Annotated in this window: 22 protein-coding genes; 7 read left to right on the forward strand and 15 right to left on the reverse strand. The window is 44.1% G+C overall.

Annotated features, from left to right (window positions below):
- Positions 1-46: 46 nt before the first annotated feature.
- The 4 genes from ruvX to mazG all read left to right on the forward strand — a co-directional run bounded on the left by ruvX (position 47) and on the right by mazG (position 2,481).
- A complete protein-coding gene (ruvX, locus tag AC0J2F_RS11650; protein ID WP_473007794.1) occupies positions 47-460 on the forward strand; it encodes a Holliday junction resolvase RuvX in 414 nt (137 codons plus the stop codon).
- The gene (gene def, locus AC0J2F_RS11655; RefSeq protein WP_473007795.1) at positions 457-1,047 is read left to right on the forward strand and encodes a peptide deformylase; all 591 of its coding nucleotides are present in this window, start codon (positions 457-459) and stop codon (positions 1,045-1,047) included. The genes ruvX and def overlap by 4 nt, the downstream gene beginning before the upstream one ends.
- Before the next feature lie 58 nt (positions 1,048-1,105).
- Positions 1,106-1,507 (forward strand): DUF5606 family protein, encoded by a 402-nt coding sequence (locus tag AC0J2F_RS11660; protein ID WP_087522976.1) that lies wholly within the window; start codon positions 1,106-1,108, stop codon positions 1,505-1,507.
- Positions 1,508-1,704: 197 nt separating this feature from the next.
- A complete protein-coding gene (gene mazG / locus AC0J2F_RS11665; RefSeq protein WP_473007796.1) occupies positions 1,705-2,481 on the forward strand; it encodes a nucleoside triphosphate pyrophosphohydrolase in 777 nt (258 codons plus the stop codon).
- On the opposite strand, the gene AC0J2F_RS11670 is transcribed toward mazG, so the two are convergent.
- The 13 genes from AC0J2F_RS11670 to AC0J2F_RS11730 all read right to left on the reverse strand — a co-directional run bounded on the left by AC0J2F_RS11670 (position 2,465) and on the right by AC0J2F_RS11730 (position 18,553).
- Positions 2,465-3,106 (reverse strand): class I SAM-dependent methyltransferase, encoded by a 642-nt coding sequence (locus tag AC0J2F_RS11670; protein WP_473007797.1) that lies wholly within the window; start codon positions 3,104-3,106, stop codon positions 2,465-2,467. The genes mazG and AC0J2F_RS11670 overlap by 17 nt on opposite strands.
- Positions 3,103-5,016, reverse strand: a complete 1,914-nt coding sequence (locus AC0J2F_RS11675; protein ID WP_473007798.1) for a DUF349 domain-containing protein — start codon at positions 5,014-5,016, stop codon at positions 3,103-3,105. The genes AC0J2F_RS11670 and AC0J2F_RS11675 overlap by 4 nt, the downstream gene beginning before the upstream one ends.
- A gap of 107 nt (positions 5,017-5,123) precedes the next feature.
- On the reverse strand, positions 5,124-5,855 hold the full coding sequence (locus tag AC0J2F_RS11680; RefSeq protein WP_473007800.1) for a shikimate dehydrogenase family protein: 732 nt from the start codon (positions 5,853-5,855) through the stop codon (positions 5,124-5,126).
- Entirely contained in the window at positions 5,855-6,868 is a 1,014-nt protein-coding gene (locus tag AC0J2F_RS11685) for a DUF368 domain-containing protein (protein ID WP_473007801.1), read from the reverse strand. The genes AC0J2F_RS11680 and AC0J2F_RS11685 overlap by 1 nt, the downstream gene beginning before the upstream one ends.
- Positions 6,852-7,838: a DUF368 domain-containing protein gene (locus AC0J2F_RS11690; RefSeq protein WP_473007802.1), complete on the reverse strand. Its 987-nt coding sequence runs from the start codon at positions 7,836-7,838 to the stop codon at positions 6,852-6,854. Before AC0J2F_RS11690 ends, AC0J2F_RS11685 begins: the two co-directional genes overlap by 17 nt.
- Positions 7,839-7,874: 36 nt before the next feature.
- Entirely contained in the window at positions 7,875-9,275 is a 1,401-nt protein-coding gene (locus AC0J2F_RS11695) for a tetratricopeptide repeat protein (protein WP_087522970.1), read from the reverse strand.
- A gap of 140 nt (positions 9,276-9,415) precedes the next feature.
- Positions 9,416-10,600, reverse strand: a complete 1,185-nt coding sequence (locus AC0J2F_RS11700) for an aspartate aminotransferase family protein (RefSeq protein ID WP_473007803.1) — start codon at positions 10,598-10,600, stop codon at positions 9,416-9,418.
- On the reverse strand, positions 10,601-12,397 hold the full coding sequence (locus AC0J2F_RS11705) for an OstA-like protein (protein ID WP_473007805.1): 1,797 nt from the start codon (positions 12,395-12,397) through the stop codon (positions 10,601-10,603).
- A 53-nt stretch (positions 12,398-12,450) separates the two neighbouring features.
- The gene (locus AC0J2F_RS11710) at positions 12,451-13,722 is read right to left on the reverse strand and encodes an adenylosuccinate synthase (protein WP_473007806.1); all 1,272 of its coding nucleotides are present in this window, start codon (positions 13,720-13,722) and stop codon (positions 12,451-12,453) included.
- A gap of 6 nt (positions 13,723-13,728) precedes the next feature.
- Positions 13,729-14,181: a Fur family transcriptional regulator gene (locus tag AC0J2F_RS11715; protein ID WP_374958342.1), complete on the reverse strand. Its 453-nt coding sequence runs from the start codon at positions 14,179-14,181 to the stop codon at positions 13,729-13,731.
- A 24-nt stretch (positions 14,182-14,205) separates the two neighbouring features.
- The gene (locus AC0J2F_RS11720; RefSeq protein ID WP_473007808.1) at positions 14,206-16,422 is read right to left on the reverse strand and encodes a RelA/SpoT family protein; all 2,217 of its coding nucleotides are present in this window, start codon (positions 16,420-16,422) and stop codon (positions 14,206-14,208) included.
- 77 nt (positions 16,423-16,499) lie between these two features.
- Positions 16,500-17,750: a M48 family metallopeptidase gene (locus tag AC0J2F_RS11725; protein ID WP_473007810.1), complete on the reverse strand. Its 1,251-nt coding sequence runs from the start codon at positions 17,748-17,750 to the stop codon at positions 16,500-16,502.
- Positions 17,750-18,553: a TrmH family RNA methyltransferase gene (locus tag AC0J2F_RS11730; protein ID WP_473007811.1), complete on the reverse strand. Its 804-nt coding sequence runs from the start codon at positions 18,551-18,553 to the stop codon at positions 17,750-17,752. Before AC0J2F_RS11730 ends, AC0J2F_RS11725 begins: the two co-directional genes overlap by 1 nt.
- Before the next feature lie 49 nt (positions 18,554-18,602).
- Here AC0J2F_RS11730 and AC0J2F_RS11735 point away from each other — a divergent pair, with 49 nt between their 5' ends.
- Genes AC0J2F_RS11735 through AC0J2F_RS11745 form a run of 3 tightly spaced genes read left to right on the forward strand, consistent with a single transcriptional unit; the run spans position 18,603 to position 20,736 of the window.
- Positions 18,603-19,409, forward strand: a complete 807-nt coding sequence (locus AC0J2F_RS11735; RefSeq protein ID WP_473007812.1) for a DUF6503 family protein — start codon at positions 18,603-18,605, stop codon at positions 19,407-19,409.
- A gap of 52 nt (positions 19,410-19,461) precedes the next feature.
- On the forward strand, positions 19,462-20,121 hold the full coding sequence (locus tag AC0J2F_RS11740) for a hypothetical protein (RefSeq protein WP_473007813.1): 660 nt from the start codon (positions 19,462-19,464) through the stop codon (positions 20,119-20,121).
- A gap of 18 nt (positions 20,122-20,139) precedes the next feature.
- Complete coding sequence (locus AC0J2F_RS11745) at positions 20,140-20,736, forward strand: hypothetical protein (RefSeq protein WP_473007814.1); 597 nt, start codon at positions 20,140-20,142, stop codon at positions 20,734-20,736.
- On the opposite strand, the gene AC0J2F_RS11750 is transcribed toward AC0J2F_RS11745, so the two are convergent.
- Both AC0J2F_RS11750 and AC0J2F_RS11755 read right to left on the reverse strand, forming a co-directional pair.
- Positions 20,737-21,429 carry a DUF2490 domain-containing protein gene (locus AC0J2F_RS11750; RefSeq protein WP_473007815.1) on the reverse strand — a complete coding sequence of 231 codons (693 nt, stop codon included), beginning with the start codon at positions 21,427-21,429 and terminating at the stop codon, positions 20,737-20,739.
- A 59-nt stretch (positions 21,430-21,488) separates the two neighbouring features.
- Positions 21,489-22,781 carry an amidohydrolase family protein gene (locus AC0J2F_RS11755; RefSeq protein ID WP_473007816.1) on the reverse strand — a complete coding sequence of 431 codons (1,293 nt, stop codon included), beginning with the start codon at positions 22,779-22,781 and terminating at the stop codon, positions 21,489-21,491.
- Positions 22,782-22,789: the final 8 nt, after the last annotated feature.

The following is a 22,789-nucleotide window of genomic DNA, read 5'->3' on the forward strand; positions in this document are numbered from 1 at the left end:
CGGATTGTTTGCTACTATTGGCGAATCCCGTATTTTTGCAGCGTAGATGCCAAGAATTATTGCCATAGACTACGGAAGCAAACGCTGCGGATTAGCAGTTACAGATCCGCTGCGATTGATCGCCTCGGGATTAACCACCGTCGCGACCCCAGACTTGATACCCTATTTACAGGAGTATTTTAAAGTTGAGGAAGTAGATCTAATTGTATTGGGGCAACCCAAGCGACATGACGGCAGTTTTTCGGACATTGAAAGTGAGATCCTCGTTTTTATTGAGAAGCTGCGTCTGTCTTTTCCCGACTTGGACGTACAAAGAGTGGATGAGCGGTTCACCAGTAAAATGGCTTTTAGAGCCATGATAGACGGCGGCTTGTCTAAAAAACAACGCCAGAACAAAGCAATGGTTGACCAAGTGAGTGCAACCATTATATTACAAGACTATTTAGAATACCATTTATGATTTTACCTATAGTGGCATACGGCGATCCCGTTTTGCGAAAAAAAGCGGTCAACATTGATAAGGACTATCCGGAGCTCGATGTCTTATTAGAGAATATGTTCGAAACCATGTATGGGGCCCACGGTATAGGGTTGGCAGCTCCCCAGATAGGTCGGGCAATCCGCATATTTTTGGTCGATGCAACTCCTTTTGAAGATGACGAAGACCTCTCCGAAGAAGAAAGAAAAATGCTTTCCACCTTTAAGAAGGTGTTTATCAATGCCGAGATCATAGAAGAAACAGGAGATGAATGGGCTTTTAACGAAGGTTGTTTAAGCATTCCGGATATCCGAGAAGATGTATTCCGACAGGATACTATCACCATAAAATATCAAGACGAGAATTTTAAAGAACACACCGAGACTTATAGCGGCATTGCGGCGCGAATCATTCAACACGAATACGATCATATAGAAGGAATCTTATTCACAGATAAACTTTCGCCCTTAAAAAAACGCCTCATAAAAGGTAAGCTCAATAACATCAGCAAGGGGAAGGTCAGTATTGACTACCGAATGCGATTCCCAAATCAAAAAAAGAAACGTTAAGAGGTTTGTCTGTTAAAGGGAAAGCCCTTTAATTTGCAGCCAAAATTTAGCCTTTACTATGAGTTTAGAAAAGATCATGGCCATTTCTGGCAAACCGGGACTTTACGAATTGAAAACCCAAACCCGTACCGGTTTTTTAGCACAGTCTTTAGCAGATGGTAAAACCTTAAGCGTAAGCGCGCGTCATAACGTGAGCTTGCTCTCAGAGATCGCTATTTACACCTTGTCAGAGGAGGTGCCTTTAGCGGAGGTATTTGAAAAGATCAGCAATAAAGAAAATGGAGGAGAAGCCATCAGCCATAAAAGCTCTAAAGATGAACTAGAAGCTTATTTTTTTGAAGTGCTTCCAGACTATGATGAAGATCGTGTCTATGCCAGTGACATCAAAAAAGTGGTGCAGTGGTACAATCTTTTACAGAAGAATGGGCATACTTCTTTCGCTGCAGATGAAGAAGAATAAGTTAAAATCTTTTAATAAAATCTTTCCATAGCCATCTACGTGATGGCTATTTTTATTTAATTGAAAATTTTAGTTTTCCGGTTAATCATGTAAACAAAAATTTTCTGTTTAAATCAACGGCTTCGCTTTGGTAAAAGAAATTTAATCATTGGAGTGCTCCCCTTATTAATTAAATTTGTTTCTACTCATCTTATACCATGAACTCACGTCAAGATCAACTCCAGGCTTTAAACCGATTATTAACCATAATGGATGAGCTGCGCGAGCAGTGCCCTTGGGACAGGAAGCAGACCATGGAGTCGCTACGCCATTTGACCATAGAAGAAACCTATGAACTCGGCGATGCTATATTAGATAAGGACTTGGAGGGAGTGCGTGGTGAACTTGGAGATCTGCTTTTACATATTTTCTTTTACGCCAAGATCGGGAGTGAGAAAAAGGCCTTTGATATAGCCGATGTTGCTCACGCGATCTCAGAAAAGCTTATAAACAGGCATCCGCACATCTATGGCGATATAGAAGTGGCCAATGAAGAAGAAGTGAAGCAGAATTGGGAAAAGCTCAAATTAAAAGAAGGGAAAAAGAGTGTTTTGGAGGGAGTTCCTAAATCCCTGCCTGCGATGGTTAAAGCCAACCGAATTCAAGACAAGGTAGCCGGAGTCGGTTTTGACTGGGAAGCTCCGCATCAGGTTTTTGAAAAACTACAGGAAGAGCTCGCGGAGTTTCAGCACGAGGTAGATAAGGGTGATAAAACGGCTATGGAAGCGGAGTTTGGAGATGTGCTCTTTTCTATGATCAACTACGCCCGCTTTTTAAAGATCGACCCGGAGAGCGCTTTAGAGCGCACCAACAAGAAATTCAGCAAACGTTTTCAATTCTTAGAAAAAGTAGCAGCGGCCCAAAACAAAAGTCTGTCGGAGATGTCATTAGATGAGATGGACCTTATTTGGGAACAAGCTAAGCGGGACGCTTAAAGACAACTGTTCTTTCGTCTAGAAAGTTGAGTTCATATCCTTGGGAAGCGGCAAGCTGCTCCACACTATTTTTATGGTAAATGAAAACATGGGTAGGGTCGTTCTTATAATACCATTTTTTAAAGTCGATGTTTGCTGCATAGAGGTCGGTCTTGCAGATTAGTGCCCCTCCCGGATTCAACAAGGCGTAAAGCTTCTCAAATTCTATTTTTGGATCTTGAAAATGTTCCATGACCTCGCAACAGATTATAAAATCATAGCTGTGGTCAAGCGGGGAGGTCTGCGGGTGAAAGAACGGATCGTATAAACTTATCGAATATCCTGCTTCCTCTAGCATTACTGCAGCTACAGGTCCAGTTCCAGCGCCGTAATCGAGCCCTTTGCTTTGGGTACTAAAATTAGATAGGACATAATTTACTATGGAGCTGACAAATTTTCGATACCCAGGGTCATTCACATCGTTATTGTGGGTAAGATATCGTGCCTTTTCTTCTGCTGGCTTGGGTAAGTTGGCCGGATCTCTGTAAAGTCCGGAGCAATTTTTACACTGCCAGAAATGATTCAAGCCGTCCTTGAAGAACGGTAGTGCGTCTTTACTATGACAGAGCGGGCAGGTCAAATTCAATCCAAGGCTCTGAGCTTATTCAACTTAGCACGCCATAACTCTAAATTTTCTTTGTGCTTATCAATATTGTTTTGAACCTCCGTAAAAAGTGGGTTGGACGCATCGCTATTCTGGAAAAATCCTAAATTATTTTCCAATTGATTGATCTCTTGCACCACCTCGTCGATCTTTTTGCTCACGTAGATCTTTTCGTTGTTGAGTTTACGCGGATCATTATTGGATTTAAGCGATTCCAGTTTGGCGTCGTATTTGATCATCTCGGCGTCCATTTTATCCATGTTTAAGGCACCAAAGGCTTGATTTAAAGACTTTTGGAACTTCGACTCTATATTCTTCTTATTAAAAGGTACACGCCCGGCGGCTTTCCAATCTTCTAAAAGCGTTTTTAGGCTCGCAAGGTCTTTTTCTGCATCCTTGGAGGCTTTGAATCCTGACAATTTGTCCAACAATGCCTTTTTCTTCTCAAAGGCTTCAACCTCCTCTTTATTGGCAGCGTTGCGTTTGTTGTGCAAGCGGTCAAAATAGTGGTTGCAAGCTGCTTTAAATTCGCTCCAAATCCGATCGCTATCCTTGCGTGGTACGTGCCCGATCTGTTTCCATTCTGTCTGGATACGCTTCATTATTGGAGTTACTTCCTCGAAATTGTCGGAATCTTTATGTTTTTCTGCCGTAGCGATAAGTTCCAGCTTCTTTTCCAGATTGGTATACTGTTGCTTCTTTTGCTGCTTGTAGAAGTCGTTCTTGTGTTTGTTGAAATCGCGCGTGGTGGCTTTAAAAGTATCCCAGATCTCTTGATTCTTTTCGCGCGGAACCTTACCGATCTCGAAAAACAGATTTCTCAGATCTTGTACTTTTCTTATGGCTTGTTGCCAGGCTTGATGCGTAGGTTTTACTTGTGCAGTTGCCTCTTTGATACTGTTTATGACCTCTTGCTTTTGCAAATAGTTGTTTTCATAGGATTTCTCCATTTCCTGCTGCGCAGCGACCCGCTTGTCGTGAATGACCTTGGTTGCAGCGCTGAACTTCTCCCAGACCTCATCTCTATATTGTTTGGCTACAGGACCCAGTTCCTCTTTCCAAACCTTGTGTAGCATTTGCAGCTCTCTAAAGGCCTTAGAAACATCGGCTTCTTGCGCCAGTTCTTCTGCCCGCGTAATGATCTTAAGCTTCTGATCCAGGTTGTGCTTAAAGTCCATATCCCTGAACTCTCGGTTCAGGTGTAAGAAATCGTAAAAATTCTCAACGTGGTGGTGATAGGTATTCCAAACGGTGTTGTACTTATCGCGTTGAATAGGTCCGGCCTCTCTCCAGCGGTCTTGGATGTCTTTAAAGTGCTTGTAGGTAGTGTTGATATTCTCGTCGATAGCCAACAATCCTTTAAGTTCCTCTATAAGTTCCAGGCGCTTGTCGAGATTCGCTTGCAGGTCCTTTTTTAAGTTTTTATAGTGGTTGTTGAGCTTTTCCTTGTAGTTGAAAATTAGGGTGCTGAAGGCTTTCTTTTCCGGAGTTGAATAATGAAAGTCCACAATATTTCCACCCTCGGCCAAAAAGGCTTCTTTTTGTTTTTCAAAAGCTTCTTGAAATTGTGTGTTGAATGCTTCCTTTAAAGCCTCCACCTTGGGTTTAATTGAAGCTACCTTGCCACTCTTTAAAAGTTCTTCAAAAGCGCTGACCATGCCTTGAGGGTCCAGTTCGTCGTAATCTGGAAGTTCCTCTTCTGAATCGGATTCGTCATGGTCTGAATCGTCTGAACTCACAGTCTCTTCAGAATCCTCTGTGGTCTCTAAGTCAGAATCTGATTCCGTAACTATTGAATCTTCAGGGGTTTGTGCCTCTTCTTGAGATTCTTGAGCGGCTTGAGCTTTTGGATCTTCTGCGGGTAAATCGGGCTGGTCTTTTGGGTCAGACATGTCTTTCAATGTTAAGGTTCAAGGAAAAATATACTGTTAAGATAAGAACTCCCCCCTGATTTTGCAAGAGCTTATTTTAGGCGGATTCGATTATATGCACTTCTAGTTTAGGAATTCCAGATTTCCCAGGCCTTTTCTGCTTGCCCAACTAGCATCTTATAGCCATTGGTGACGCGAGCCCCTCTTTCGGCGCCCAAACGCATAAAAGTGGTCTCTTCCGGGTTGTAGACCAGATCGAAAAGCAAGTGGTTGTTGCTCAAGAAATCATAAGGAATATCTGGATGCGCCTCTACTTTGGGGAAGGTTCCTAAAGGGGTGCAATTCACGATCAGTAAGTGATCTAGAATTACATAACGATTGACCTGCTCGTAGCTCAAGGCTGTTTCCGAAGCCTCTCGAGAAACAAATTGGATTCTGAAGTCCAAGTTGGCTAAGGCGTGCACAATTGCTGCGGCTGCCCCACCTGTGCCAAGGATTAGAGCGGAACGATCTTCCAGCGGCAAAAAGGGTTCTAAGGCTTTAACAAAGCCGTGGTGATCGGTGTTGAATCCAATGCGTCGGTTGTCTGCGGTGATCTTGATGGTATTTACCGCTCCAATAGACTCCGCTACCGGGTCTAATTCATCTAAGAACGGTATTACAGCGCTTTTATAAGGAATGGTGACATTGAGACCTTTAAAATCCGGCATATTAGCAAAGAAGTGCTCCAAGTTCGCTTCGGATGGCAGATCGACATTCTCATAGGTATGGTCAAGCCTTAAGTTCTGAAACTTTTCTTTGAAATATCCGCGACTAAAGGAATAGTCTATATTCTTCCCGATCAATCCAAAGCGTGCCATCAGCGTCTTTTATAAGTATCGTACCAACCCAAGGATAAAATGAGAAGGATTCCCAGGGCGATGAAAACTACCGCCCAAAGCGTATGACTGCTCATGATTTCAGGAAAATACCGTTCGTAATTGCTTACTATTGCGTCGCCATTGGCGTCTATAGCGATGGCGCCCGAAGCGTCCAGTTCATAGATCTTGTTCTTCCAAGGCCAAACCACGCCCAGCGAACCGGTAATAAAACCAATAATGGCTGCATAGGTTGCTCCTTTAAAGCGCTTAAGCACATAACCTAGTCCGTGCGAGAGCGTGACAAGTCCAGTTAGCGACCCTAAAGCGAACACAGTTAAGACCAAGAGTAATCTAAGCCGCTGCGGATCGTCCGTAAAGGAGAAATCCCAACTGAGAATGTTGGCCACCGTGTCGTAAAGGGCGTTTACTGCATCGACCAACAATAAAACATAGTTGCCAAAAAGGATCAGAATGAACGAACCGGACAGTCCCGGTAGGGTCATCCCTGAGACCCCAACTATTCCACAGAAGAATACGAACAATAAATTGTCGTTCTCTTTTGCAGGTTCTAAAAAACTAATGCTAATGCCTAAAAGCGCACCTACTATCAAAAGACTGATGGTCTGTTTGTTCCATTTTTTGAAATCGCGGCCAATGTAGTAGATGGAGCCTAAGATCATTCCAAAGAATCCGCTCCAAACATAGAGCTCGTAATGCTGCAACCAATAATCCAAGATCTTAGATACACTGAAATAACTGATCAGCATCCCCAAGATGAGCAGGCCTAAGAACTGCCCGTTCACATAGTCGTAAAAACTGCGGAAGCGTCCGTTAAAAAGTAAGGCAAATGCCTTTCTATTTATCTTTTGAAGGGAGTAAATGAACTCTTCGTAAAAGCCAGCAACAAAGGCGACCACACCTCCTGAAACTCCAGGAACTTTGTTGGCCGCTCCCATAGCCAGACCCTTTAGGACCAACCAAATTCCGTCTGCAAAACTACGCTTGGCGGCCATCTGCAAGTGTGGATTTACGTTTTGCAAGCCATTCGAAGCCTAATATCAATACACAGCCGGCTACAGCGCAGCTAATTGCTCCCACTAATTGTGGATCTCCGTTGAAATTCGCTGGCGCAATGCTTTCTTCTAATAAGGGAACTTCGATTCCTTTGCTGTTAATACGGGTAGAAAGTACTTCTTTCCAGGGCCATACTTTGTTAAGTGCGCCCAGCATAAAACCTGTCAATACGGCCAGAGTTATTGCTTTGTAGTTGTTGAACATCCAATTCAATACTCCTGAGAATGCTTTGAGTCCTGCAATAGCTCCAACAGCAAATACACTCAATTTTAAAACCGATTCCCACATTAGATCAGATTCCCCACTCAAACCATCTATAAGGCCAGATATGGCTCCTATCACCGGTTCATAAGCCCCTAGGAGCAAGAGAATAAAGGCTCCCGAAAGACCAGGTAAGATCATAGCGATTATGGCTATAAAACCAGCTAGAGCCATAAACCAAAGGCTATCTTGAGACCCTATGGGTTCTGCAATGGTAATGCTGTATGAAACGGCTGTTCCCACAACTAGCGCTATAAGGACACCTATATTCCATCGTTCGATCTGTTTGCCCACATAGATGATACTGGCTACGATCAATCCGAAGAAAAACGCCCAGACCAAAACCGGATGAGATTCTAACAGATGAGTGATCAGCTTGGCCAATGAGAATATACTGGTAGCGATTCCCATAAAAAGTACAGCCAGAAAGCCCAAGTTGTAATGACGCCACATGGCTTTAAAGCCGTCTTGCTTCCACAACTTGAACAAGCCCAGATCCAATTTGTGGATAGTGCCTATTAGTTCTTCATAAATACCTGTAATAAAGGCTATAGTTCCACCAGAAACTCCGGGTACCACGTCTGCGGCGCCCATGGCGATTCCTTTTAGATAGGTGGTAAGGTGGGAAATAAGCGCGTTAGATGCCATAGATCCGTAATGGAATTCCCCCAAAAATAACGATTCCTAGCGAGAAGCGTTTTCGTATTGACGAATAATTTTTTGCACGATAGCTTTGGCAAAAACAGTAGGGAACAACTCTTCGATAATGATGCTGTATTCAACATCTAAACGCAAGGCGTTGTTCAGGTGGAACTGCCCTTTGTTCTCTTCTCCCAACAGATAATGCAAACCAGCCAAACGGAACTCGATCTCAACGGCATCGGGGTAAAATTCGGCAGCCTGATGCAGGTTGTTAATTGCTGCTTCGTATTCACCGAGCTGGATCAAGATATCGGTTCTGGAGGTCCAGGAATCGATCTCGTAGTTGCCCAGTTCAATGGTTCTGCGATAACCGTGCTCTGCCTCTTCAAAAAGATTCAGATTCTTATTGATAACCGCATAACGCTTCCAATAAAGCACGTTCTCACTATCAATATTCAAGGCCTTGTCTATGTAATACAGCGCTTTTTGATAGTTCTTCTTACGGTTGTAGTAGTCGGTAATGGCTATCCATCCCTTGTCTAAAAGGCCATCTTCTTCTATGCATTTGTGGTAGAACTGCAAGGCGAGCTCGTCGTTGCGTAGTTTTTCATGACATTTTCCAATGCGTAGCAGCGCAAAGGAAGTTGGGTCATCCAATTCCAAGGTGATGGTATAACTGCTAATGGCCTCGTTGTAACGCCCCAGTTTCTCTAAGACCTTTCCCTTTTCTAGATAAGCGCCAATAAAGGTATCGTCCGAAATAATGGCAAAGTCATAAGCGGCAAGCGCCTTTTTGTATTCTTTAAGGGTGTAATATTGTTTCCCAACCTGATGCCATCCCACCTCAGAGTAGGGGTTAGCATTCAAAAAGTCATTCAAATAGTCAATAGCTTCTTGATGCTGTTCCAAATAGTCGAAACAATAGATCACATTGTAAAGGGCCGAATAGTCTTGATTGTCTATCTCTAGACATCGCATGAAGTTGTTCTTGGCCTTTTCAAAATCTTCCAAGAACAAATACTCCATCCCAATAAGAGAGAGTACATCCGCAGCATCGTTGGTGATCTCTAGCGCTTTCCCTAACAGGTCAATGGCTTCTTTGTGCTTATCGCGACGCGACAGTACATTGGCTTTTTGGATCAAGATCTCCTCGTTGGAAGACTCTAAGCTGTAGAGTTCGTCCAAAAGGGTATCCGCCAGGTCGAGTTTATTCTCAAATATGTAAACCTCTACTTTGTACAACTTCAAATTCGTGGCAGTTGGGTGCTGCTCCAAACCGAGTTTGGTTGCCTTTTTAGCAAGCGCCATTTTACCGTTATCCAAATAATGCTGAATGATCTCTTCGAACTCTTCTGCGTCAAAGAAGAGCACATTGTTAGTTTTCAGCATGGATTCGAAACGGGTAAGTGAGAAGTTAGTAGAGTCCTTATCGCCAAATTGCATAAGCGGGGTTTTAAGTTTCTTCCATATTAAAGGTAACAATGTAATTGGGGGTTCAATTCTCGTGCCGATTATGTTGTCAACAAAGTAATTAACAGAATTTTAAGGGCAATATTAACTGATAATCAGATGCTTACAAAAGTCTACTTCTTATCAATTTTTTCCAATAGGTCGAGAATAACCTGACAACCTTTCCGAATTTCACTTTCTGAGACTGTTAGTGGTGGGGTAATTCGTACGGCCTTGGGTTCAAAAAGCAACCAAAACAAGATCAATCCGGCCTTTTGCGCTTCCAGAACCAAGGTGTTGGCTATTTCTGCACTTTCCATAATCAGCGCCAGCATAAGGCCTTTCCCCCGAACTTCCTTGATAAGCGGGTGTTTTAACAGACTTCTAAAGAGAGCTTCTTTTTTTAAAGTATCGGCCATTAAGGTCGATTCTTGCAGTTCTTCTAGTGTAGCAAGGGCAGCCGCCGCAATTACCGGATTCCCCCCAAAAGTGGTTATATGTCCTAGCTTTGGCTTGTCTTGTAGTTGTTTCATCTGCGCAGCGCTGGCTGTGAATGCACCAACCGGCAGACCGCCGCCCATACCTTTACCCATAACCACAATATCCGGTATCAGATCGTAATGCATGAAACCAAAGAGCTCACCGGTACGTCCAAAACCTGGTTGGATCTCATCTAAGATCAATAGCGCACCAACTTCTTTGCAACGTGCCGAAAGGGCTTTGAGGTAACCCTTTTTTGGAACTATAAAGCCTGCCCCTCCTTGAATGGTCTCGACCACAACCCCGGCGGTTTTTGTAGTGATCTTTTCGATTTCATCAAAATGATTGAAATTGATGAATCTGCAGTCTGGAATGAGAGGTCTAAAGGCCGATTTTCGCTCCTCGAAGCCCATAAGACTCAGAGAACCCATAGTACTGCCGTGATAAGCCTTGTTGGCTCCAATGAGTTCACTGCGTCCGGTAACGCGTCTGGCGAGTTTTATGGCACCTTCTATGGCCTCAGTCCCAGAATTTGTAAAATAGGTAGTGTCTAAAGGATCAGGCAGGGCCTCAGCTAACTTTTTCGCTAAAGTGACAACGGGCTCTTGTACGTATTCACCATAGACCATTACATGCAAGTAACTATCTAGCTGCTTTTTTACTGCGGATACGACCCGTGGATGTCTATGGCCTAGGCTACAAGCCGATACTCCGGCAACAAAATCTAAATGGGCATTCCCTGCTGCGTCATAGATATAAGAGCCTTCTGCCCGCTGCACTTCCATGGCCAGTGGGTGTGGAGTAGTCTGCGCCTGATGTTTAAAAAAATCCTCGAGCATCTATTGACCTCCTTCGTCTTGTTCGTTGTCTTGATTGTCTTTCTTGGTCGTTTTACCTGGAAAGAATTTTGCCTTTTCTTGCGCGGCCTTGTCTTGTATAGTATCGCGGACCTGAGCTTTGGGCCCTTCCGGGTCGTTTAAGAGGTCCTTGGGCTTTAAGTTCGAATATTCTGGGATATCCAGTTCGTCTTCTGGGACATCCTCGAAAAATTCCCCTTCGTCTTCTGGCAGAGGAATACCGCGGATTTTAACCAATTTTGGAGGCGGTTTACCCAAGAACAGATCGTCTACAGATCGCAAACGTTCATCACCGCGCCAATTAAATCCGGGCAAGAGCTTTTTCTCCTCCGGATACATACCTACTGGAAAAAACTTACCGGTTCCACGATTGATGAAGCGAATGCCAATAATGTCTTGATTCTCTAAGGTGATCTGTATACTACTGCCAATAGTGTTGTTTATGCCTTCTAGTTTGTTAGTATCTGTATTGCGAGCGTAATAGACTACCTCCGCGTTCTGATCTACATTCACAGTGTCTAATTCATTCTCTGTGAACAAACCGGTTAATCGAACTCCAGAAACTTGATTGTAGCCCGCACTGTCCTTTTGTATCAAAAAGGCATTTTCAAATACTTTAAGGGTATCTAATTGCTCGGTCACTGTATTGGACAGGATGTGAATGGTATCACCCGTCATTTGGTTCTCCCCACTCCAAAGCACCGGATTGGTAATCATCTTAGTAAGTCCAATGCGTTCAGAAGTATAGATAGAGTCGCATTTACCGCTCATATCGCTTTTGTAGAGGCGCGCTCTGTGAAAACCTTTTAGTATTCTATTGTCCTCCGGACCTGTAACTCGTAAGGTGTCAGCGTGTACGTAGATCGAATCCCCGTCGCGAACTGTTATTGCTACGGCGCGTTTGGTTATAAATAAGGAATCCTTTGGCCTAAAGACCTCCGCATAATGACCTCTGATCACCGAACTGTTAACCGTATCTAAGATCTTAATGTTGTTGGTAGCGCTAGCAAAGCCGGTGTTTCGATTAAAATAGATACTGTCCCCATATAAGGTACGTGTCTCGTAGTCTATCTTGGAATTCTTTACAAAGTAACCGGTATCGCCTCGGGTGTCATAATAACCGCGTTCGCAATAAACGGTACTGGTTTCGCTGACTATAGTAGAAGGTCCGTAGAGATAAGCGCCTCCCGATTCCGAATAGAAATCCAATTGGTTGGAATTTACCGTATACTCCGGATTGACGATTTTAACGTCGGATAAGAACTGATACTTCTTATTGTTGGCAAAATAGCGTCCTACATTACTGGTCAGCGTACTGGCCGTATCTATAACGGTTCCGCCGCTGCGGTAAAAGGCTTGTTGTTTAATGCGGTCAAAATAGAGGGTATCTGTCCTTAAGGTTGTTTTAGGTTCTTTTAGAACGACATCGCCGGTGGCAAATGCAAATTGTGTGTTGCCGTTGTATTCGGCATACTTGGAATTCATAACCACCGTATCACCCTGAGAGATTCGGACCTTGCCATAGGCTTTGACAAAATTCTCTTTGAGGTATACAAAAGCCTGATCACACCACATTTCTACACCTTCGTGTACTATAAATACTTGACCACTATTGTCTTTGGTGTAAATAACAGCATCTGGAAAATCAGGGCGTTTTTCCAAATAGCCAGACTTGATGTCCACCTTAGAAGGCTTAGGGTCGTTTTGTGCTGTAGCCGAAAAGGGCAGAGTCAGCAACACCAAAGCGAGTAAGGCTTTTATGAAATTAGCGCGATGCATGCTCAAAAGTACACAAATGCCAGCAGGCGAACTGTGAAAAAAGATATAATTTCCTATCGGTGAATGGTCTGAGTACGGTCGGGTCCAACAGAAACGATCTTGATCGGTACTTGAAGTTCCTGCTCCAAATAAGCAATGTAATCATTCAGCGCTTCTGGCAATTGGTCTGCCTTTGTCATTCCGGTCAGATCCTGCGACCAACCTTTCATTTCGGTATAGATCGGCTCCACGTTCTCTGGCTCGATATTATACGGCAAGTGCGTAATGGTCTCGCCTTTGTATTTATAAGCGGTAGCAACCATCAACTTGTCGAATCCACTCAATACATCGCCTTTCATCATCATGAGCTGCGTAACTCCGTTCACTTGAACGGCGTATTTCAGGGCTACAAGGTCTAACCATCCGCAGCGTCTAGGACGACCTGTGGTAGCTCCGAATTCACGACCTACGCGTCCCATGGTCTCTCCATAGTCGTCAAAAAGCTCAGTAGGGAAGGGGCCACTACCCACACGGGTGGTGTACGCCTTGAAAATTCCAAAGACTTCTCCTATCTTATTTGGTGCCACGCCTAAACCAGTACAGGCTCCTGCAGCAGTGGTGTTGGAGGAGGTCACGTAAGGGTAAGTCCCAAAGTCTATGTCGAGTAAGGATCCTTGAGCACCTTCTGCCAAGATCTTTTTTCCGTCTTGTTGTGCGCGGTACAAATATTCTTCGCTATCTATGAAGGTCAATTCTTTAAGTACTTTTACAGCTGCAAAGAATTCGGCCTCTAATTCTTTTAAATCATACTCGATCTCTGCATTGTAATAATCGATCATAGCCTCATGCTTGTCGGCTAAAGCGCGATAGCGAGCTTTCCAATCCTTCATTTCTATATCCCCTACACGAATACCGTTTCGTCCGGTCTTGTCCATATAGGTTGGGCCAATTCCTTTAAGGGTTGAACCGATCTTGGCCTTTCCCTTAGATGCTTCACTGGCTGCATCCAACAATCGATGGGTAGGCAAGATCAAATGGGCTTTACGGGAGATAAGCAGTCTCGACTTAATGTCTATATTGAATTGCTTCAGATTGTCCAATTCGCGCTTAAAGATCACCGGATCGATAACAACACCATTACCAACCACGTTTACAGCGTTTTCGTGAAAGATCCCACTCGGGATAGTATGTAAAACGTGTTTAATTCCGTCAAACTCCAAGGTGTGTCCTGCATTAGGGCCTCCTTGAAAGCGTGCAATTATGTCGTAATTCTGGGTAAGTACATCAACGATTTTTCCTTTTCCTTCATCTCCCCACTGGAGTCCTAGAAGCAAATCTACTGCCATATAAGCTTATTTAGTCGGTTGTTTTCGGTTGCCGTAAAAGTAGAGTGAGTGTTTGGTGATCTCGATATCAAAAATCTCTTCTATCGTTTTTTTGATCGATTGGATCCGTGGATCGCAGAATTCGATCACTTCGCCATCTTCCAAGATGACGTGATCGTGTTGCCTGTCAAAATAGGACTTTTCGTAATGCGCCTGATTTTTCCCAAACTGATGCTTGCGAACCAAGCCGCACTCCAACAGCAATTCTATGGTATTGTAGAGCGTCGCGCGACTAACGCGGTATTTTTTATTCTTCATTTTGATGTAGAGGGATTCGATATCGAAATGCTCCTCACTGTCGTAGATCTCTTGAAGAATTGCGAAGCGTTCTGGCGTTTTACGGTGCCCTTTTTCTTCCAGGTAACCGGTAAAGACGTTTTTAACTATCGCTTGGTTGTTGTTAGCCGTTTTCGCACTCATAGTATGCGGCAAAGTTACACTTTTTTAGAGTCTTGATACTTTATCGATTCCGTTAATTTTCTTGATGTTATTCACCAAATTATTAAGGATGGTCTTGTTCTTTACTACCACTGTGATCAAGCCTGTGAATATGCCGTCATTACTGCTAAAATTGATAGAACGCATATTGATATGCATATTGTTACTGATCACCTTGGTCACTTCGTTTACCAGACCGATGTTATCAATTCCTGTGATCTCCAGATCGACACTGAAATCTTGCTGGCTAGAATCTATCCATTTAGCGGGTAAAATGCGGTAGCTGTAATTGCTCTGCATTTGAATCGCATTCGGGCAGTTCTTTTTATGCACTTTAATGCCATCGTTCACCGTGGTAAAACCAAAAACTGGGTCGCCTGGAATAGGATTACAGCAGTTGGCCATGGTGAAATCTAGCTTTTGCTCATCTTTCCCAAAAACAAGCTGATCGTAGTTTACCGAGATCTCATCTTTGTTGATGTTCTCTTTCTCTTGTGGCTTGCGGATACGATTCTTAAAGAAACTGATCAAGGCGTTGTTGCGCGAGGCAGCAAAATCCTTGAGCATTTTGTTGTCGATGATCCCTGAGCCCACGCGGTAAAAAAGATCTAAACTGGTTTGCAGCTTAAAGTACACCACCAATTGATTCACCGTTTTTTCGTCTAATGCGATCTTGAGCGATTTGAGTTTACGCGCCAGTACAACCTTGCCTTCTGCGGCTATCTCCTTGACCTCTTCCTTTAACGAGGATTTGATTTTAGAGCGCGCCCGCCCTGTGGTTACGTAATCTAACCAACTGGCAGAAGGTTTTGCTTTCTCAGAGGTTAATACCTCCACCTGATCCCCACTTTTTAGTTCGTGACTCAGTGGTACCAGCTTGCCATTTACTTTGGCACCTCGTGTACGCATACCCACTTCGGTATGGATAGAAAAGGCAAAGTCTAGTGGCGTAGCACCTTTAGGTAAGGATTTTAGATCCCCTTGCGGCGTAAAGACAAAGATCTCTTTGGCATAGAGATTCAGTTTAAAATCGGCAACAAAATCCACCGCATTGATCTCTGAATTCTCCAAGGTCTCTTGAAGCTTGTTCAACCAGTCGTCTAATCCTTGGTCTTCTTTTTCGGTATTCTTGTATTTGTAATGCGCTGCATAGCCTTTCTCGGCGATCTCGTTCATGCGCTGAGAACGGATCTGTACCTCCACCCATCGGCCTTTTGGCCCCATAACGGTAATGTGCAGGGCTTCATAACCTGTACTTTTAGGCGAGGAGATCCAATCGCGCAGTCGTGTTGGGTTTGGTCTAAAATGATCTGTTACTATGGAGTAGATCTTCCAGGCGATGAACTTCTCATTCTCCGGATCTGATTTGTAGATGATCCGCACGGCAAACTTGTCGTAAACCTCGTCAAAGGTTACGTTTTGCTTAAGCATTTTTCTGCGGATGGAAAAGATAGACTTTGGACGCCCTTTGATCTCATAGCTGAGCTTTTCCTCGTCTAAAGAAGTTTGAATGACCTTAGAAAATTCTTTGATATAGGCCGTTTGCTCTTCTTTGCTGTCTTCTTTGCTGTCTTCGATTTTGTCAAAGATGTCTTGGTAAACCTCGGGTTCTGTGTATTTGAGTCCGAGGTCCTCTAGCTCCGTCTTTATATTGTAAAGGCCAATACGATGGGCTAGCGGAGCATAGATGTAAAGTGTTTCAGAGGCGATCTTGACCTGTTTGTGCGCCGGCATGCTCTCCATGGTCTGCATATTGTGCAAACGATCTGCGATCTTGATGATGATCACCCGCACATCCTCATTGAGGGTGAGTAACATCTTTCTAAAATTCTCCGCTTGGAGCGATACGTCTTTTTCTGACTGCAGGTTAGAGATCTTAGTGAGTCCGTCTACAATACGGGCTACCGTCTCGCCAAACATCTGTTCAATATCCTTAAGGGTGTACTCTGTGTCTTCTACTACATCGTGGAGTAGGGCTGCGGCAATAGAGGTTGCGTCCAAGCCAATCTCTGAAGCGACAATTTTCGCAACAGCGATAGGGTGGAATATGTAAGCCTCGCCAGATTTTCGGCGCTGATCTTTGTGGGCGTCTACCGCAATGTCAAAGGCATCGCGGATCAGTTTTTTATCTTCCCGGCTCAGGGTCTGATAACTGATACGCAGCAGCTCCTTATACTCTTTAGCGATCTGCTTGTTCTCTTCTTCTATAAACTCCTCAGTCATTACTTAAAAGTACAATTTCGTCTTACAATACACAACAATTTCCATGCCCATAGTAAACCCCTGCTAGCTTGTCAGCTTTATGCGCCTTGAGCTCCTTGTTTGGCAAGGGCCTCAATCCGCTGATCCAGTGGTGGATGCGAGTAGTGCACAAACACATAGGTAGGATGTGGACTCAGATTGCTGAGGTTGTTCTTGGCGAGTTTTTTTAGTGCATCTATAAGTGGTTGTGCCTTAAAGGTCTTTGCAGCATAGGCATCGGCCTGAAATTCAAAACGCCGTGAGATAAAGTTCATAAGTAGTCCGGTGATCTCCGATAGCGGGGAGTAGAGTATTCCAAAGGCGATCAGTCCCAAATGAAAAGAAGGCTCTGTCACCGCAAGCGCTTCTGACAATATGGGATTGTCTACCAAGAGGGAGAAAATGAACAGGGTGAATCCTGTAGTCGCGATACCCAGAAACAGATTGATGGGAATATGGTTGCGTTTATAATGCCCAATTTCGTGCGCCAAGACAGCGACAACCTCTTCTTCGCTAAGATCGTCCAGCAAGGTGTCGTAGAGCGTTACTTGTTTTTGACGCCCAAAGCCCGAGAAATAGGCATTGGCACGGGTACTGCGTTTAGATCCGTCTATAACCATGATCTTAGACAGCGTAAAGCCTACTTTTTCTGCATAGGTCTGTAATTTCTCTTTTAGTGGCCCAGCCTCTAAAGGGGATTGTTTGTTAAAAAGCGGAACGACAAGTCGGGTGTAAAAGAAGTTCATCAGCAGGCTGAATATCGTTATGACTATCCAAGCATACCACCAGAAATTATTGCCCGTTTCTTGATAGATCAAAATCAGCGCAGTTAGGAGTCCTCCACCAATAAGTCCTCCGAGCAAGGCGCCTTTTATCTTGTCCAAGACAAAGGTCTTTTTGTTGGTTTTATTGAATCCGAAGCGTTCTTCCAACACAAAAGTGCGATAATAGGAGAATGGCAAGGAGATAATACTGCTGGCTAGCAAAATGACACCAAAGAAAACTAAGGCCACCACGATTTCATTGGAGCTCCAGCTACGCGCTAGAGCATCTGCCCAAGCAAATCCGTCTAACAAAAAGAAAGCTAAGGTTGCGAGGAACGAAACACCGCCACTGAGTAAGCCAAAACGATAACTTGCAGCCTTGTAGGCTTGAGACCGTTGGTATTCGTCTGCATCGTAAAGATCTGCCAAAACTTCCGGCGGATCGTTCTTAAAACGTTTGGCGTTCAAATACCCTAAAAACAGGTCAAAAAGGTAATTGACCACTAACAATCCAATGAGGAGTAGAAATAAGTTCTGCGGAGTCATTAACTTTTAAAATTGCGTTGGCGTTTGGCTTCAAAAATGAGTATCCCTGCAGCGACAGAGACATTCATAGAATCAATACTTCCTTGCATAGGGATCTTAATTCGCGCGTCCGAATTATCGAGCCACTGCTCGCTAAGTCCATCCGCTTCTGTACCCACAACTAGGGCCGAAGCTTGTGAAAAGTCTTGCAGGTGATAAGGTTCTGCGCCTTCTAAGCAGGCGGCATAGGTTTTAATTCTGTTCTCTTTCAAATAGCTGAGTACTTCTTCAGTAGTTCCAGTAGCCACCTGATTGGAGAACAAACAACCCACGCTAGAGCGAATGATGTTTGGGTTGTACAGATCGGTTCTAGGATTAGCAATGATCACGGCATCCAAATTGGCCGCATCTGCGGTGCGTAGCAATGCGCCTATATTCCCAGGTTTTTCTGGGGCCTCGGCCACAAGCACAAGCGGAGCTTGGCTTGTGAGGCGAAGCGCCTCCAAATCGTGAGATTTGGCCGAGGCCACTGCCAAGATTCCTTCTGTGGAATCTCTGAGGGCCAATTTGGCGTAAACCTCTTGATTGATATGAATGTGTTCTTGCGCCGGAACTTGGGTCCAGTTCTCAAGTTCAATATCGCTCAGTAAGTCGGTACACAATAACAGCTGATTTATTATGTAATCGTGCTTCAGTGCAATGCGTAGTTCCCGTTGACCTTCTATAAAAAAGGTGCCACTTTGACGTCTAGATCGAGACTTGTCCCGCAATGGGATCAAGGATTTGATAAAAGAGTTCTGCGGACTTGTAATTAATTTGGTCATGGACAGACTAAAGCACTTATTTAATATCTTGTAAAGATAAACTAACCCTATGAAACCATTACTATTGGGCCTTGTCGCTTTCACGCTCTTGGCTTGTAACCAAAATCAATCCCAAAAAGAACAACAAACTCCACAGCAATCAGAAGAAGTTACTAATACTGTGCCCCCGCGAGTGTTCCCAAAAAGCATTGGTCCCTTATTTGAGGCTCACGGTGGAATTGCGCAATGGGACCGTATGAACAATTTGTGTTTTGAGATCGACAAAGCTAGTGGTAGCGAAAAGCATTCTACAGACCTTAAAAGTAGAAGAGCCCGAATTGAGCATAAGGACTGGGTGATCGGTTATGATGGTACTAACGTATGGTTAGACCAAGATACAACGGCTTATAAGGGCAATGCGCGCTTTTACCACAATTTGTATTTCTATTTCTATGCTATGCCCTTTATTGTGGCAGATCCGGGGGTAAACTATCAGCAATTGGCAGAACCCTTGGAGTTTGAAGGTAAGAAATACCTGGGGACACTGATCTCCTATAATGATGGGGTGGGTGATTCTCCAAAGGACGAATACATCATCTATCGCGACCCAGAAACTGGACAAATGGCCTGGTTGGCCTATACCGTGACCTATCGCGACAATGAAAAGAAAGAGAATTTTTCCTTCATTAAATACTCCGAATGGCAAGAGATCAATGGATTGGTCTTGCCTAAAACCTTGACCTGGTATACTGTAGAAGACGGAAAGCCCACAAAGCCAAGAAACGAGGTGAATTTCAATAAGGTGAACATTACAGAAACCCAATTGGACAATTCTCTTTTTACCAAGCCAGAAGGGGCAGAAATAGTGCCGCACTAAATTTTTACGCAACCTTTTAACAAGTTGCAGTCTATTAAGAAAGCAGCTTGTTATGAGAATTCTTTATTATTTACCGATCTTCTTCTTATTTACCGCCTTTCTGTGTGAATCTGATGAACCTACGGAGGCTATTGATCCTGTAATCGCTTCATTAGTGGCGGAGCCTGGTGAGATCGTTGTCGAAGCAGACGGTGCCGTGGCTACTTTGACTACAGTAAATGCTATGAGTTATTATGAAAGTGGCTGTGAAGTTGACGGAGAAGAAGTGGACAGAATACGAATCTGGCATCAACAGGAGAATGCGGACGGTACCAGATTATTTCTTGTTTTACATGTGGTAAAAGTTGAACTGGGAACTTTAAATAATACATTGGACCCTGGTCTGTCTTGTATTCAATACTCCAATTTTAACAGTCGAATTAGACTTGGCCTGTGGTTTGCGGAAGCCGATGGTAGCGTCACTGAAAGTTATTATTCGGACGCCGAACTCGACAGCGAAAGTTTTTTGGAACTTACCGAATTCGTATTGCCCGAATGCTGTGATCTGCCAATTTTCTATGGTTTCGCCCCTGATGAAGATCTGTTCGGATATGTCAGCGGGAATTTTGACATTATGCTCTACAGCAGTTTAACTGGGGAGGCTTTGCGCTTGCGCGGAGTGATAAATCTCGCACCTTTGATCCACGCTTTTGAAACAAGTCCTTATCTTTAGACTAAGTGAACACTACCTATGAAAAAACTTCTATTACTTCCGCTTTTCGCGCTGCTTACGGCTACTACCTGTGATGTGACAGAAGATCCCTTGGAGGACGATCTGAGCCTTATCCCAGAAGCCGCACCTGGAACCATGTCTGTAGAGGCGGATGGCGCATTGTTAATATTAAGCGATAGAGTAGAAGGTGCTGGCAATGAAGGTTGTTTGGTGACTATGCTTGCAGAAAATTTTAATCCGGACGGTTCTTCAGTTTCTGTTCGCATCCGCATCACCAATGTAGGTTTTATAAGTTATGCCTTGGGAGATTATGAGGCTTCAAGACCCGATCCTTGCTTGGATGTACGCGTACTTTTATCCTATCAAGCAGCGGGTGATGATGGGGAATTGGTACAATATAGTTCATATAACTCCTATAATGGTTCGGGAGAGCTTGTTGTGACTGACTTTGAACTCAATTTTGACGATTCAACTCCAGACTATATTAGCGGAACTTTTACCGTTATTGGTGGTTTGGTAAGCACGCCTGTAGGCAGTTCTGATGAGGTTTTAGAATTTAGAGGATCCTTTACAGAAATCCCCATTCAATACGCCTGCCCTTCTGCTTCTTGTTAATTAAAAACTGTGAAACACGCCCAATTGCAATTGGGTCTTATCTACATTGTTGGTTATCTGTCGCATGGCGCCAAGCTGTATTTTTAGGTTGGATTTTATCGCGTATCCCAAAGAACCAAATAAGCGGTTTCTGTCAAAAGTACTGACTCTTCTCCCGTCGCCAATATTGCGTTCCCCATTGATGAACAATTCGTTGTAGAATCCTAGATACCAGGTTTTGGCCACAATTTTCTTACCACTAAGCGGAATGTTCAAAAAGAGTCCATAACGGAATCTGGTTCTAAAATCTTGTCCTTCGTTAAAGCGCTGTTCGTAACGGAATCTGTGGGTAAAATACAAACGCCCGCCTACCTTTTGAGGCATGAGCGCTTCTTGATAAATACGGCTTTCATTTACGGTCGAGGAGTCATCGCCAAAGGCGCCTGTAGTGATGTTGGCGTAACCCAAAGCCAATTTAACATTAGTGTCCTTGGGGCGATAGGTCACAGCGCCGCGGAGCAATAGCTGCTCCAAATCGCCAATAACATCCCAGTTTCTATATTGGATATCTCCTTGGAATCCCCAACGGGAATTCTCCAGATCAGCCGTCCAAAAATACATGTACCAAGCCCCAAGCTGGTCTTCGTCTACCTGGGCCTGGCTCTGTCCAGAAAACATCAGCAAAGCAAATACCCCTAAAAATAATCGTCTCATAACTCCAAAAATAAAGGAACCGCCATAAATGACGGTTCCTTTAGTAGTCTAAATACTTATTAATTCTGACCGTACTTCTTGCTGTAACGCTTCCAAAGCTCGGTCTGGTGTGTTTCTAATGAAACAGCACGTCCATCTATAAACACATGGGTCAAGATGTTGGTGCGCATGTCTAAGGCATCTCCTTCGGATACGAAGAAGGTAGCACTTTTACCAACCGCTAAGGTGCCGTACATATCGTCGATACCCAAGATCTTTGCATTGTTCCCTGTGATAAGCTGTAAAGCTCGTTCTTTATCCATGCCTTGTCCTACTACTTGCCCGGCATAAAATGCCATGTTTCGGGTCTGGAAGTTAGACATATCAGCATTTTGAATACCTACCAAAAGGCCTGCATCGTCTAACAATTTTGGCAATTTATATGGCAGGTCGTAATCGTCGTCTTGAAAGTTTGGTAAGGCGTGCGTTTGGCTCACTAGAACGGGTACATTATTACGCTTTAAGAAGTCTGTGATCTTATAAGCGTGGTAGCCGCCAACAAGCACGTATTTCTTGATACCGTTGTCACGTGCCCAGTTTACCGCGTCTATGATCTCCTTTTCGCCATCAGCATAAAGATACAAGGTCTTACCGCCGTCAAAAAGCGGTAGGGTAGCCTCAAAGGCTAGGTTGCGTTCTGCATCCGTAGCTTTTCCATAGGCCTTGGCGTTGTTCATAAAATTGGCGATCTCGCTAACTTGCTCGCTATAGTCTTTGTTGGGTTGGAAACCTCTTGGCTCTCCCAACCACCAACGTCCACGTCTAAAGCTACGCGGCCAATTTAGGTGTATGCCATCGTCTTCTTTTACTGCAGCATCTTCCCAGTTCCAGGCATCAAACTGTACTATCGAAGATGTACCGGAAATGCGTCCTCCTTGAGGAGTAGTTTGCCCAAGAAGCACACCATTGGGGCGCATGGACTCTACCACTTTAGATTCTGCGTTGTAAGCAATAAGACTGCGGATGTGAGGAATGAACTCACCCAATTCGTCTTGGTCATCACTGGCTCTAACGGCGTTTACCTCTACCAGACCTAAGGATTTGGCTGGCGCGATTATGCCTGGATACATATGTTTACCATTGGCATTTATAACCGTACCACGAGTTGGGGTAGACGCATCACCTAAGGCGGTGATCTTTCCGTTCTCAAAAACTATAGTTGCATTCTCTATCACGGTTCCGTCGCCTATATGAGCGGTTACCCCTGTAACGGAGATAGCACCACTTTGCGCATCTCCCGGGGTTTGCTGTGCTAAGCTTGTCCCTGAAACGATCAGGGCAAAGGCTAAAAGGTATTTGAATATATTTTTCATCTTTTCCT

This window comes from Gilvibacter sp. CC01, assembly GCF_055755295.1.